The organism is Caulobacter sp. Root343 (assembly GCF_001425745.1).
Lineage (GTDB): Bacteria > Pseudomonadota > Alphaproteobacteria > Caulobacterales > Caulobacteraceae > Caulobacter.
The window spans coordinates 200,408-212,692 of record NZ_LMDF01000011.1 but is presented as its reverse complement, the minus strand read 5'-3'; the positions used below and the strand labels follow the sequence as shown (position 1 = coordinate 212,692).

The following is a 12,285-nucleotide window of genomic DNA, read 5'->3' as shown; positions in this document are numbered from 1 at the left end:
GTATGTGACGGTTTGACGGGGCCCCCCTCCGCCCTTCGGGAGAAGGAAGGCTACTCGACCCCCGTCGCGCTCCACACGCCCAGCTCGTTGCCGGACGGGTCGGTGAAGTGGAACCGTCGGCCGCCCGGGAAGCTGAAGATCGGGGCGGTGATCACGCCGCCGGCCTTCGTCACCTTGTCCAGCATGGCTTCCAGGTCGTGGGCGTAGAGGATGACCAGCGGCCGGTCGGTCGCGCCCTCCTGCGGCTTGGTGAAGCCGCCGTCGGCGCCCTGGCCCTCGAAGGCGGCATAGTCGGGACCGTAGTCGACGAAGCTCCAGCCGAAGGCGGCGGAATAGAAGCTCTTGGTGGCCGGCAGGTCGCCGCCGGGCCATTCGATATAGTCGATCTTGCCGTCTTCGCGCATGGCGGTCTCCGTAAACTATGTTCTTGAAATGTTCTAGTTTGGCGCTAGGGCAGAGTCCAGACGCTGGTGCGCTTGACGGCGAAATCCTCGAGCTCGCGGGTGGTCTCGACCTGGTATTCGGCCAGCTTCAGCAGGTCGTCCTTGCGGAAATAGGTGCGACCCGGATCGCCGATCAGCACGCTAGAGCCGCTGGCGCGGCCTTGTCTCAGCCAATCCATCACCGCCTCGGCCATGGGCTTCTCGTAGCAGATGTCGCCGGCCAGCAGCACGTCGGCCTGCGGTGGCGGCGCGTCCAGCAGATTGACCTCGGTGAAGCCGACCACGACGCCGTTGGCTTCGGCGTTCAGCCCGACCGCGGCCTCGCAGAAGACGTCGATGTCGGCGGCCAGCACGCTCGCCGCGCCGGCCTTCATGGCGGCGATGGCGACCAGGCCCGAGCCGGTGGCGAAGTCGATCACTCGCTTGCCGGCGACGATCTCGGGGTGGTCGAGGATGTAGCGCGCCAGAGCCTGGCCGCCCGCCCAGGCGAAGGCCCAGAACGGCGGCGGGAGGCCGATCTCCTGCAGCGCCTCCTCGGTCAGCGTCCAGATCGGGGTGATCTCGTCGGCCAGGTGCAGCGACAGTTCCGGCGTGTGCGGCGGCGGTTGCAGGCGGGTGTTGTCGCGGATGAAGGCCCGACGGCCTTCCAGGGTCTGGACGATCATGCGGGCGCTTAGAGCACGGCGGGTCGGCCGCGTCAGGCGTGAACGGTCTCGGGCCGCGCGGACGCCGCCTTCAGCACCGCCACATAGCCGGGCGCCGTCAACATCCCACCCGTCAGGCCCTTTTGCGCCAGCAGCCGGTGAGCCAGCGGCAGGTTCCAGCACGGGGTGTGCATGAACAGGTGGTGCTCGGCGTGGAAGTTGACGTGGTAGGGCGCGATCAGGGCGCGCTCGAGCCAGTTGGCGCGGGTGGTGCGGGCGTGGCGGAACGGGTCGGGCTCGTCCTTGGCCACCAGGGCGTGCTCGGCGATGTTGCGCAGGCGGGTGACCAGCGGGAACCAGGTGGCCATCGGCACGATCCACAGCGCCAGCCACGCCCACCACAGACCCATGGCCGACAGCGCCACCAGGATGCCGAGGTTCCACAGCAGGAACGGCTTCTGCCGGGCGACCTCGCCGGCGAAGATGGCGCCCTTGGGCTGCCCGATGGAATTCGAGCCCTTCATCTTGCCCAGCAGCGGTCCGAAGCGCTGCTTGAAGAAGGTCTGGCCGGTCAGGTCGCGGACGATCTTGCGACGCAGCGAGGCGCGGGTCGTCGGGAACGGGGCGGACAGGATCAGGTCGGGATCTTCGGCTTGCTGGGCGAACTTGTGGTGGGTCAGGTGATAGGGGCGGTACTTGGCCAGCGAGGCGCCGGTCGGGGCGGCGCACAGCCACTCGCCCAGCCAGTCGTTGACCTTCAGGTTCGGGTGCAGCCCGCCGTGTGCGGCCTCGTGCATCAGGATGGCTAGGCCCAGCTGCCGCGCGCCGATCAGCATCACGGCCAGGACATAGGTCAGCGGGTTGGGGAACAGGACGAACAGCGCGCCGGCGGCGATGATCACCGCCCAGGCGTGGGCGACCAGGACGATCCCGCGCCAGGACGAGCGCGCGGAAATCCGCGTCCATTCGTCGGGCGTGAACAGGTCCTGGGGTTTGACGCGCGCTGCGACGGCCATGGAACGATCATCGCACATTCAGCTTAGGGCTGACAGGATGACCCGACGTCACATTCTCCGGAGTTGCCGATGCGCCGCCTGATCCCCGCTCTCGTTCTGACCGCTGTCTGCGCCGCTGGCGCAGCGCCCGCCACCGCCGCTAGCTTCGATTGCCGCAAGGCCCGCACGGCCGACGAGAAGGCGATCTGCGCCGAGCGGTCCCTGAACGACAAGGATGTGCGGATGGACGTGCTGTACGGGATCAACCGCCACACCCTGGCCATGGGCGGGCGCGGCGCGCTGATCGACCGGCAGCAGGAATGGTTGCGCAATCGACGCGCGTGCGGTTCCAGCAAGGCGTGCCTGAACCGCGCCTACGACCAGCGGCTGGGCGAGCTGGAGAACAGCATGCAGCGCATCTACCAGCAGGGGCCGTTCTAGCTAAAACCGCACGCCCGGCTTCCACAGCCCCGCGACCAGCCCCGCCACGACCAGCAGGCCGGCCACGGCGTTGGACTTGAACAGCTTCAGCGCCGCCGGGCCGTCGTCGATCCGGACGGCGGCGGCCTGGCGCGACAGGTGCAGGGCGAACAGGGCGGCCAGCGGCAGGAACAGCGGCCCGACGTTGCCGACCCAGCCGGCCAGCATCACGAACACGAACGAGGCCAGGTAGAAGCCGGCCACGCCGATTTGGACGCGATCGCCCAGCCGCCGGGTCGACGACTTGATCCCGGCCAGGGCGTCGTCCTCGATGTCCTGGATGGCGTAGATCGTGTCGTAGCCCAGGGTCCAGAAGATCCCCGAGGCGTAGAGCAGGGCGGCCGACCACGACAGGTGGCCGACGGCGGCGGCGTAGCCCAGCAGGGCGCCCCAGTTGAAGGTCAGGCCCAGCCAGGCCTGCGGCCACCAGGTGATCCGCTTCATGAACGGATAGGCCGCGACCAGGCCCAGCGACAGCACGCCCAGCCCGATCGCCACCCAGCCCAGGCACAGCAGGATCAGGAAGCTGATCAGACTGCAGCCGACCAGGAACATCCAGGCTTGCTTGACGGTGATCTGCCCGGCGGGGATCGGGCGCATCGCAGTTCGGGCGACCTGGGCGTCGAAGTCGCGGTCGACGATGTCGTTGAAGGCGCAGCCGGCCGCCCGCATCAGGGCCGCGCCGACGAACACGGCCAGCAGCAGCAGCGGATTAGGCCAGCGGCCCTGCTCGGCGGCGGCCAGGGCGATGCCCTGCCAGCCGGGCAGCATCAACAGCCAGATGCCCGCCGGCCGGTCGAACCGTCCCAGCTTCAGCCACGGCCGCAGGCGTTCGGGCGCGTGGCGATCGACCCAGTTGGTGGCGACGGCGTCGGGCAGGATGGTGGTGGACGTCATGGGCGAGGCTTAACCCGCAATCGCGGGCGTGGAAAAGGCCGTGTTCGCGCGGGGCTCGCCTCTCCATAGGAAAATCCAATCGCGCCGAGAGGAACGATCAATTGGATTTATCGGGAGCGGACAGCGAAGGTCGCCTCACGAGATCAGCCGCAGGAGCCCGCCATGACCACCGCCATTCGCCTGTCCGGCTGGAGCCTGCTGCTGGCCGGGGTCGGGGCCGGGATCGTCCTGCCGCATCCGGTGACCACCGCCTTCTGGACCGCCTCGGCCAGGCTGTTCGCCCGCGCCGGCGACCACGGCATGGTCGCGCGCCTGACCGCGGCGACCAAGTTCGGCCCGAAGGTCCGGCGCAGCCTGAACCGCCGTCCCGCCCGCCGCGTCGGCGGCGTGGCGGAGGCGTTCTGAGGCTTCCGGCCGCCGCGACGGCGCGGTAGCGTTCGCCCATGAGCCTCGAGCCCCGTCGCAAGCCGCGTCGCCCCCTGACCCGCGCCGAGCGCTGGGCCCTGGACGGTCTGGGCGGCGCCTTGCTGGCCACCGGCGCGGTCGGCATCGTCACGCCCGGCCTGCCGACCACGGTGTTCTGGATCGGCGCGGTCCTGTGCTTCCTGAAGACACGGCCCCACGCCGTGCGCCCGATGCTGCGCGTGCCGGTCGTCGGTCCGGCGATCCGAGGCTTCCTGCGCTGGCGGCCGTTCGGCGGCGGGCGGCGCAAGCGGCGCGGGATGACGGCGAACCGCTAAAGCACTATCTCCCCGCCATGACCGACGCTTTCGAGGACGAAGACGAGATCGGCGCCCGCAAGCGCGCGCTGTCCAACCGCCAGGTGCTGGGCTTCGTGGCCCGCTTCTGGAAGCGGCGGCCGGTGCTGTTCGGCTTCGGGGTCGGCCTGACCCTGGTGGCGATCGCCTTCGACCTGGCCTTGCCCTACGCCTCTGGCCACCTGGTCGACACCGTCACCAGCAAGCCGCGCGGCGACGCCGGCGCCTGGTCGGCCCTGGCGATGTTCATCGGCGTCTATTTCGCCTTCGCGGTGGTGCGCAACATCGCCCACCGGTTCTGGATCCCGCTGGCGGCCCGGAACATGGAGGAGATGACCAACGAGGGCTTCGCCAAGGTCCAGGCCTTCTCGTCCGACTGGCACGCCGACAGCTTCGCCGGCGCGACCGTGCGCAAGCTGACCCGGGCCATGTGGGGCTATGACAGCGTCACCGACGCGGTGACCATCTGGCTGGGGCCGGGGATCATCGTGCTGTTGGGCCTGTCGATCGCCATGCTGCTGCGCCAGCCCCTGGCCGGCAGCGTGTCGCTGGCCGTGGTGATCGCCTATCTGTCGGTCAACCTGTGGATCACCGAGCGCTATGTCCGGCCCAGCAACCTGCGCTCCAACGCCCTGGACTCCCAGATCGGCGGCGCCCTGGCCGACGCGGTGACCTCGAACCCCACCGTCAAGAGCTTCGGGGCCGAGCAGCGCGAGGCAGCGCGGCTGGCCGAGGTCACCGCCGCCTGGCGCGACGCTGTCATGGTCACCTGGACCCGCTTCACCGACGTCTGGCTGGGCCAGAACCTGCTGCTGGTGGTGCTGCAGGCGGGCCTGACCGGCTCGATGGTCTGGGGCTGGGCCCAGGGCACGGCCACGCCCGGCGACGTCGCCTTCGCCATCACCGCCTTCATGCTGATGAGCGGCTATCTGCGGAACCTGGGCGAGAACATCCGCATGCTGCAGAAGGGCATCGACGACACCGAGGACGTCGCCGCCTGGACACGGCTCGAGCCGCAGATCGCCGACGCCCCCGGCGCGCCCGACTTCCAGCCCGGGGCCGGGGCCATCGAATTCCGCGACGTGACCTTCCGCTACAAGGCGGCCGGCGCGCCGCTGTACGACCGCTTCAGCCTGAAGATCGCGCCCGGCGAGCGGGTGGCGCTGGTCGGGCCGACGGGCTCGGGCAAGTCGACCTTCGTCAAGCTGGTCCAGCGCCTGCACGACCTGCAGGACGGGGAGATCATCATCGACGGTCAGGATGTCTCGAAGGTGACCCAGACCAGCTTGCGCCGCGCCATCGCGGTGGTGCCGCAGGATCCGGCCCTGTTCCACCGCTCGCTGTTCGAGAACATCGCCTACGCCAAGCCGGACGCCACCCGCGAGGAGGTCGAGGCGGCCGCGACCAGGGCCCGGGCCCACGACTTCATCCTGCGCCTGCCCAAGGGCTACGACACCCTGGTCGGCGAGCGGGGCGTCAAGCTGTCGGGCGGCGAGCGCCAGCGGGTGGCCATCGCCCGCGCCTTCCTGGCCGACGCGCCGATCCTGGTGCTGGACGAGGCGACCTCGTCGCTGGACGTCGAGACCGAGGGCCTGGTCCAGGCCGCCGCCGAGGCGCTGATGGAGGGCCGGACCACGATCGTCATCGCCCACCGCCTGTCGACCGTGCGCGGCGCCGACCGGATCCTGGTCTTCCAGAAGGGCCGCGTCGTCGAGGAAGGCCGCCACGCCGAACTGACGGCCAGGGGCGGGGTCTACGCCCGGCTCAACGCGATCAGCGCCGGGGTGGTCTGACCTACTGCCTTTCGAGGGGCGCCAATCCGTCCTTCAGTGGCGGCGCGAGCGCCGGTCGCGAGGCGCAGGCCGATCCCGAAGGCGTCAGGACGTAACGATGGTCGCCGACCAAGAGGTCGCGCCGCTCCGTCGGGGCGTCGAGGCGCACGTCGCTGGCGGCCTTGTCGTCCGGGAAGGCGGCGGCGCCGCAGGCGGCCTTGGCTTCCGCGACCTTCTTCCAGGATCCGCCGCCGGACTTGAACACGTCCATCGTTTCGCCGTTCACCAGCAGCACCTCGTCGACGCCGTCGCCGTCGACATCGAACACAAGCGCGGGACACTGCATTCCGACAATGGTGCAGCTCGAAGCGGGCTCGGACCGGTTCCAATCCTGCTCGCGGAAGTCGCGCGGCAGGGTTTTTCCGGCCGGATAGACCTTCATCTTGTCGAAGTCCGGTCCGCGCTTGCCTTGCGCATAGGTCCTTTCCTTGTGGGCGATCGCCTCGCGAGCGCGGTTGGCGACCTCGGCGTTGCGGTCGGCCTCGAGCCTGTCCAGGCCCTCCCGCCCATAGCGCCCACTGTCGAAGCGCAGGAACTGAAAGTCGAACTTGTCGGGCGCGACCTTGCCGCTTTCCAGCCGCTTCACCTGACTGGCCACCGACAATCGCGCCGGGTCGGCGATCGGCGTGAACAGGGCGATCAGAAGCAGCACCGACACCGCCGCCATGATCAGGTTGGTCGGCTCCAAAGGCTTCATCCACGGACCCGGCCGCACGGCGGCGACGGCGTAGCCGACGGTAAAGCCGATCGCGACCACCAGATAGGCCGTGGCGAGCACCCGGTCCGGCGTCAGGCCGTACTGGTCGATCCGCAGCCACAGGGCATAGGCGGCCAGCACGACGATGGGGATCAGCAGCAGGCCGGCGATCCGCGCCGCCCATTGGGGGACGGCGTGGGGTGGCTCGACGCCGTCCTGGTAGGCGGCGTTGACCAGGATGATCAGGGCCGCGGCGGCGGCCAGCAGCAGGGCTGTGGCGGCCTTGGTGCCCCACAGCGGGGCCAGGCCCGTGAAGGGCAGGGTCGCCAGGAAGCCGGCGGCGATCACCACCATTAGCGGCGACAGCCAGGCCAGCAGGGTCAGGCCCACCGTTCGAACGCCGCGCACAAGGCCGGCCCGCGCCTCGGTCAGCTGCACGGCCATGTGGACGGCGGCGGCGAACATCAGGCCGGTGGCCGGGAAGGCGAAGGCGGTCTCGCCGATCAGCTTCTGGATCGCCTCGATCCCGATCAGCTTGAACAGCGCGCCGGCCAGGACCAGCAGCAGCCAGAACGCGCCGGTGAAGGCCAGCGACAGGAACAGCCGGATCAGGTTGGTGAAGGCCAGGTCGAAATAGTCGGCATAGGGCGCGACGGGCTTGCGCGCGGCGTCGGCGGGCTGGATCAGGTGATGGGCGATGAACAGCAGGGCCGCCGCGGCGATGAAGATCGGCGGCGACAGCGGTCCCGCGCCCAGCCGATCGGGCGCGGCGCCCGTCCAGGCGGCGTGGACCGCCAGGATCGCCGCCAGGACGGCCGCGACCAGGCTCCAGGCGATCAGCGACGTCCGGCGCATGGCCGACAGGGCGGCCAGCGGGATCAGCGGGACCATCAGGGCGCAGACCAGCAGCGGGGCGTAGAGCATCGGCTGGGTCGCGGGCCAGGCCTTGGACTCGTCGGCCTTCTGCAGCAGGAACAGGGCGATGCCCTGGATCAGCCCGATGGCCAGCCGGGTCAGGGCGGTTGCTCGAACCGTCCTAGCGTCCATGGCGTCCATTCCGGCGTCTCCCCTTCGCGTCCGGGCACAGCACCACGGCGGGACAAGATTGTGAAGTTGAACGGTTGGATGGTGTCGGGGCGGAGCCCTTTCGCCCGTCCTTGCTTGCGGCCAGATGACCGCCTGCCGGAGACCCTGACGATGATGAAGCCGCCCGCCGCCTCGATCGACGACTATCTGAGCAAGTTGCCGTCCGACCAGCGCGCCGCCCTGGAAACCCTGCGCGGCCAAATTCGCGCCCTGGCGCCCGAGGCGGAGGAAACGATCAGCTACGGCCTGCCGACCTTCAAGCTGAAGGGCAACCTGGTGCATTTCGGCGCGGCCGCGAAGCACTGCGCCTTCTATCCGGGCGGGGTGGTCGACCGCTTCGCTGACCGGCTGAAAGGCTTCGAGACCGGCAAGGGCACGATCCGGTTCCAGCCCGATGCGCCGCTGCCGCCCGACCTGATCCGCGACATCGTCGAGCATCGCGTGGCCGAGAACGAACGGATCGCGGCGGAGAGGGCGGCGCGGAAGAAGCGCTAGCGCGCCAGCCGCCCGTCCTCCAGCGCCGCCGGTTCGAACGAGAAGATGACGCCGGGGTCCGGCTTGGCCACGCCCTTGACCAGCTTCTTGTCGCCGGCCGCGTGCAGCAGCCAGCGGATGACGTTGAGCCGCGCGGCCTTCTTGTGGTCGGCGCGGACGCAGATCCACGGGGCGACGTCGCTGTGGGTGCGCATGAACATCTCGTCGCGCGCCTTGGTGTAATCGTCCCACTTGTCCTGCGCGACCTTGTCGAGGTCGCTGGTCTTGAAGGCCTTCAGCGGGTCCTCGCGGCGGGCCTTCAGGCGCTCGGCCTGCTCCTCGCGGCCGATGTCCAGCCAGAACTTGACGTAGCGCAGGCCGTTCTCGACCAGCATCCGCTCGAAGGCCGGCACGTCGCGGAGGAACTGCTCCTGCTGCTCCGGCGTCGAGAAGCCCATGACCCGCTCGACCCCGGCCCGATTGTACCAGGAGCGGTTGAAGATCACCGCCTCGCCGCAGGCCGGCAGGTAGTCGACATAGCGCTGGAAGTACCACTCGCTGCGCTCGCGCTCGGTCGGCTTGGGCAGGGCGACGATCGTGGTGGCGCGCTTTGAGAGGTGCTCGGTGACCCGCGCGATCGTGCCGTCCTTGCCGGCGGAATCGCGGCCCTCGAAGACGACCAGCAGCTTCCAGCTGTCCTTGATCGCCTTCTTCTGCATCTCGATCAGGGCCAGCTGCAGTTGGCGGAGTTCGTTGTCGTAATCGTCGGACTTGCTCATGAGCCGAGCCTACCCCCGCGAAGCGTTGTTGCGCTAGAAGGACGCCATGATCCGCCTTTTCGTTCCCAATGACCTCTCAGTCGGCGCCGGCGTCGCGCCCACCGTCGACCAATCGCGCTACCTGACCTCGGTCATGCGCCTGGTCGTCGGCGACGAGGTTCTGCTGTTCAACGGCCGCGACGGCGAGTGGCGCGCCAGCCTGGTCGAGGCCGGCAAGCGCGGCTGCCTGCTGAAGGCCGAGGAACAGACCCGGCCGATGGAGCTCGGCCCCGACCTCGACCTGATCGTGGCCATGGTCAAGCGCGGCCGGGTCGAGACCATCGTCGAGAAGGCCGCCGAGCTGGGCGCGCGTAGAGTGCGGCTAACGGTGACCCGACGGACGAATGTCGACTTCGTCAAGCTGGGCCGCCTGGACGCCATCGCCATGGAAGCCGCCGAGCAGACCGGCCGCCTGGACGTGCCGGAGATCGCCGACCCCGAGAAGCTGGACAAGATCCTGGACGGCTGGGACCCGGCTCGGCGCCTGGTGTTCTGCGATGAAGGCGGCGACGCCAGGCCGGCCATCGAGGCGCTGGCGGGAACGGGCGCGCCGGCCGCCATCCTGATCGGTCCCGAGGGCGGCTTCGCCCCCGAGGAACGCGAGCGCCTGCGGGGCCTTTCCTTCGTCACGCCGGTGTCGCTGGGCCCTCGCATCCTGCGCGCCGACACCGCCGCGATCGCTGCCATGACGCTGTGGCAAGCGGCGGCGGGGGACTGGCGTTAGAATTTAAGGCGAAGGTCGCCCCTTGAGGTTCGGAAAGAAAACGCCCAACTGGGCGTGACTGAGTTCGCCGTCGGCGGAGAGAATGGGCCCTCTCCACCCTCAGCATCGCAACCCTGGGGAGGGACGGCTTGCATGGCCGACACCACTAGCGTCCAAGAGCGTCCGCTGACGCTCGCCGATCTGACCGACTATTTCGCCCAAGGGTCCAAGCCCAAGGAACGCTTCCGCGTGGGCGCCGAGCACGAGAAGTTCGGCTTCTATCTCGGCTCGCACGAACCCGTGCCCTACGAGGGCGACAAGGGCGTCCACGCCCTGCTGACCGGCCTGCAGCGCTTCGGCTGGAAGCCGGTCATGGAAGGCCCGACCATCATCGGCCTGGAACGCAACGGGGCCAATGTCAGCCTCGAGCCCGGCGGCCAGTTCGAGCTCAGCGGCGCGCCGCTGGCGACCATGCACGACATCTGCGACGAGACCGGCCAGCACCTGGACGAGGTCAAGACGGTCGCCGACGAGCTGGGCCTGGGCTTCTTAGGGTTGGGCTTCTCGCCGCTGTGGACGCGCGAGCAGGTGCCGGTCATGCCCAAGGGCCGCTACGTGATCATGCGCAACTACATGCCCAAGGTCGGCGGCCTGGGTCTCGACATGATGCTGCGCACCTGCACGGTGCAGGCCAATCTCGACTTCTCCAGCGAAGCCGACATGGTCGCCAAGTTCCGCATGAGCCTGGCCCTGCAGCCGATCGCCACGGCCCTGTTCGCCAATTCGCCGTTCACCGAAGGCAAGCCCAACGGCTTCCTGTCGTCCCGCGCCAATGTCTGGACCGACACCGACCCCAACCGTACGGGCCTGCTGTCGTTCGTGTTCGAGGACGGCTTCGATTTCGAGCGCTACGCCCGCTGGGCGCTGGACGTGCCGATGTACTTCGTCAAGCGCGGCGACAAATATATCGACGTCGCCGGCCGCAGCTTCCGCGATTTCATCGAGGGCAAGCTGCCCGAGCTGCCGGGCGAGATCGCCACGATGAAGGACTGGGCCGACCACACCACGACCGCCTTCCCCGAAGTGCGGCTGAAGACCTATCTGGAAATGCGCGGCGCCGACGCGGGCCCCTGGAGCCGTCTCTGCGCGCTGCCGGCCCTATGGACGGGCGTGTTCTACGACGACGCGGCCCTGGCCGCGGCCTGGGACCTCTGCAAGGACTGGACGATCGAGGATCGCGAGGGCCTGCGCCGCGACGTGCCGAAACTGGGCCTGAAGGCCAAGGTCGCCGGCCGCACCGCCCAGGACGTGGCCAAGGACTTCGTGGCCATCGCCCGCTCGGGCCTGAAGAACCGCGCCCAGTTGAACGGCGGCTTCCTGGACGAGACGATCTATCTGGGCGAGCTGGAGCAGATCGCCGATAGCGGGATCACGCCGGCCGAACGCCTGCTCTCGCTGTACGAGGGCGAATGGAAAGGCGACATCAGCCGGGTCTTCACCGACTGCGCCTACTGACGGCCGGGGCGGTCCTTAGAGGATCGCCCGCACGCCCGCGATAATTCCGACCCATAGGCTCACGGCCGCGGCCAGGGCGAACAGGCGGCCCCAGGCCACGCGGCGCTGGGGTAGGGTGGTGGTCGTCGCGTGAACAGCGGACGTCCGATGGTACGAGACGTAGGCCATGGTTTCCTCCGCGCCCCTCTGATGGGAGCTGGACCTTATGGTCACGCTCCCAGCGGTTAACGCGGGCTTAAGCCCGGCGGGACCCTACAGCGACCCAATGCCGCGGTAGGGCTGGTCGACGTCGCGCTCGACTCGGTCTGGGTCGGGCATGTCGACATTGGGCGGCCAGCGCTCGGCCTGGCTGGCGCCGGAACCGCTGTCGGTGTGACGGACCACGTCGTCGACGTTCAGCGCTTCGGTCTGGGCCGCCGTCAGGTCGCCGAGCTCGAATTCGACATGCTCCGGATAGAACGCCACCCGGTTGCCGATCTGGCCCACGGCCGGGAACGGGTCCTCGTAGGACCAGACCGCGTTCTCGATGATCTGCCGGTCGCGATAGATCGTGAAGTACGAGGCGTCGCCCTTATAGGGGCAGTGGGTCACCTTGTCGGTCCGGCGCAGGAACGCCATCCGCACGTCGTCGCGCGGGAAATAGAACACGGGCGGATAGTTCGCCTCCTGCAGCACCAGCACGTCGCCGCTGTCGGCGATCTCGTGGCCCTCGAACAGGACCCGCACCGCGTTGGGTGCGCGGGTGATGGTGATGGGGTGGCTCTCGTCGGGGATCTTCATGGGCGGGCTCCCGCGTGAAAAGGTTCACTAGTCAGAACGCGCGAGGCGACCGCCAAGCTTCAACCCAAAGATTGGAAGGCCACAGCCGCCCGGCAAGGCGTTGCTTGTGAAACGCCGGCCCGCGTGATCTTCTCCCCGCCAATTGGGGCCGGCGAGGGCGATT

At 69.0% G+C, this 12,285-nt stretch carries 15 protein-coding genes; 7 read left to right on the top strand and 8 right to left on the bottom strand.

The window, feature by feature from the left end; genetic code table 11:
* Nucleotides 1-50: 50 nt before the first annotated feature.
* From ASC70_RS22795 to ASC70_RS22785, 3 genes are read right to left on the bottom strand one after another with little or no spacing between them, the layout of a single operon-like run.
* Nucleotides 51-404 carry a VOC family protein gene (locus tag ASC70_RS22795; RefSeq protein WP_056055047.1) on the bottom strand — a complete coding sequence of 118 codons (354 nt, stop codon included), beginning with the start codon at nt 402-404 and terminating at the stop codon, nt 51-53.
* Between the two features lie 44 nt (nt 405-448).
* Nucleotides 449-1,108: a methyltransferase gene (locus tag ASC70_RS22790; RefSeq protein ID WP_056055045.1), complete on the bottom strand. Its 660-nt coding sequence runs from the start codon at nt 1,106-1,108 to the stop codon at nt 449-451.
* Nucleotides 1,109-1,140: 32 nt separating this feature from the next.
* Nucleotides 1,141-2,103, bottom strand: coding sequence for a fatty acid desaturase family protein (locus ASC70_RS22785; RefSeq protein WP_082539917.1), 963 nt, complete (start codon nt 2,101-2,103; stop codon nt 1,141-1,143).
* A gap of 69 nt (nt 2,104-2,172) precedes the next feature.
* On the opposite strand from ASC70_RS22785, the gene ASC70_RS22780 reads away from it, so the two are divergent.
* Entirely contained in the window at nt 2,173-2,523 is a 351-nt protein-coding gene (locus tag ASC70_RS22780; protein WP_056055039.1) for a lysozyme inhibitor LprI family protein, read from the top strand.
* Here the strand turns inward: ASC70_RS22780 and ubiA are convergent, their stop codons facing one another.
* Entirely contained in the window at nt 2,524-3,459 is a 936-nt protein-coding gene (gene ubiA / locus ASC70_RS22775) for a 4-hydroxybenzoate octaprenyltransferase (protein ID WP_056055036.1), read from the bottom strand.
* Between the two features lie 162 nt (nt 3,460-3,621).
* Here ubiA and ASC70_RS22770 point away from each other — a divergent pair, with 162 nt between their 5' ends.
* From ASC70_RS22770 to ASC70_RS22760, 3 genes are read left to right on the top strand one after another with little or no spacing between them, the layout of a single operon-like run.
* Nucleotides 3,622-3,864, top strand: coding sequence for a hypothetical protein (locus tag ASC70_RS22770; RefSeq protein WP_056055033.1), 243 nt, complete (start codon nt 3,622-3,624; stop codon nt 3,862-3,864).
* Nucleotides 3,865-3,902: 38 nt separating this feature from the next.
* Nucleotides 3,903-4,199: a DUF454 family protein gene (locus tag ASC70_RS22765; RefSeq protein ID WP_056055031.1), complete on the top strand. Its 297-nt coding sequence runs from the start codon at nt 3,903-3,905 to the stop codon at nt 4,197-4,199.
* A gap of 17 nt (nt 4,200-4,216) precedes the next feature.
* Nucleotides 4,217-6,010: an ABC transporter ATP-binding protein gene (locus ASC70_RS22760; RefSeq protein ID WP_056055028.1), complete on the top strand. Its 1,794-nt coding sequence runs from the start codon at nt 4,217-4,219 to the stop codon at nt 6,008-6,010.
* Between the two features lies 1 nt (nt 6,011).
* On the opposite strand, the gene ASC70_RS22755 is transcribed toward ASC70_RS22760, so the two are convergent.
* The gene (locus ASC70_RS22755; RefSeq protein WP_056055315.1) at nt 6,012-7,793 is read right to left on the bottom strand and encodes a DUF4153 domain-containing protein; all 1,782 of its coding nucleotides are present in this window, start codon (nt 7,791-7,793) and stop codon (nt 6,012-6,014) included.
* A gap of 150 nt (nt 7,794-7,943) precedes the next feature.
* Between ASC70_RS22755 and ASC70_RS22750 the strand changes: the two genes are divergently transcribed.
* Nucleotides 7,944-8,327, top strand: coding sequence for an iron chaperone (locus ASC70_RS22750; protein WP_056055025.1), 384 nt, complete (start codon nt 7,944-7,946; stop codon nt 8,325-8,327).
* Here the strand turns inward: ASC70_RS22750 and ppk2 are convergent.
* Nucleotides 8,324-9,085 (bottom strand): polyphosphate kinase 2, encoded by a 762-nt coding sequence (ppk2, locus tag ASC70_RS22745; RefSeq protein ID WP_056055022.1) that lies wholly within the window; start codon nt 9,083-9,085, stop codon nt 8,324-8,326. The two genes, ASC70_RS22750 and ppk2, sit on opposite strands and share 4 nt — an antisense overlap.
* Before the next feature lie 46 nt (nt 9,086-9,131).
* Between ppk2 and ASC70_RS22740 the strand changes: the two genes are divergently transcribed.
* Nucleotides 9,132-9,848 (top strand): 16S rRNA (uracil(1498)-N(3))-methyltransferase, encoded by a 717-nt coding sequence (locus ASC70_RS22740; protein ID WP_056055020.1) that lies wholly within the window; start codon nt 9,132-9,134, stop codon nt 9,846-9,848.
* Between the two features lie 132 nt (nt 9,849-9,980).
* A complete protein-coding gene (locus ASC70_RS22735) occupies nt 9,981-11,342 on the top strand; it encodes a glutamate--cysteine ligase (protein ID WP_056055018.1) in 1,362 nt (453 codons plus the stop codon).
* A gap of 15 nt (nt 11,343-11,357) precedes the next feature.
* Here ASC70_RS22735 and ASC70_RS25340 read toward each other — a convergent pair whose 3' ends face one another.
* Nucleotides 11,358-11,510 carry a hypothetical protein gene (locus ASC70_RS25340; protein ID WP_082009389.1) on the bottom strand — a complete coding sequence of 51 codons (153 nt, stop codon included), beginning with the start codon at nt 11,508-11,510 and terminating at the stop codon, nt 11,358-11,360.
* An 84-nt stretch (nt 11,511-11,594) separates the two neighbouring features.
* Nucleotides 11,595-12,122, bottom strand: coding sequence for a DUF427 domain-containing protein (locus ASC70_RS22730; protein ID WP_056055015.1), 528 nt, complete (start codon nt 12,120-12,122; stop codon nt 11,595-11,597).
* Nucleotides 12,123-12,285 lie beyond the last annotated feature (163 nt).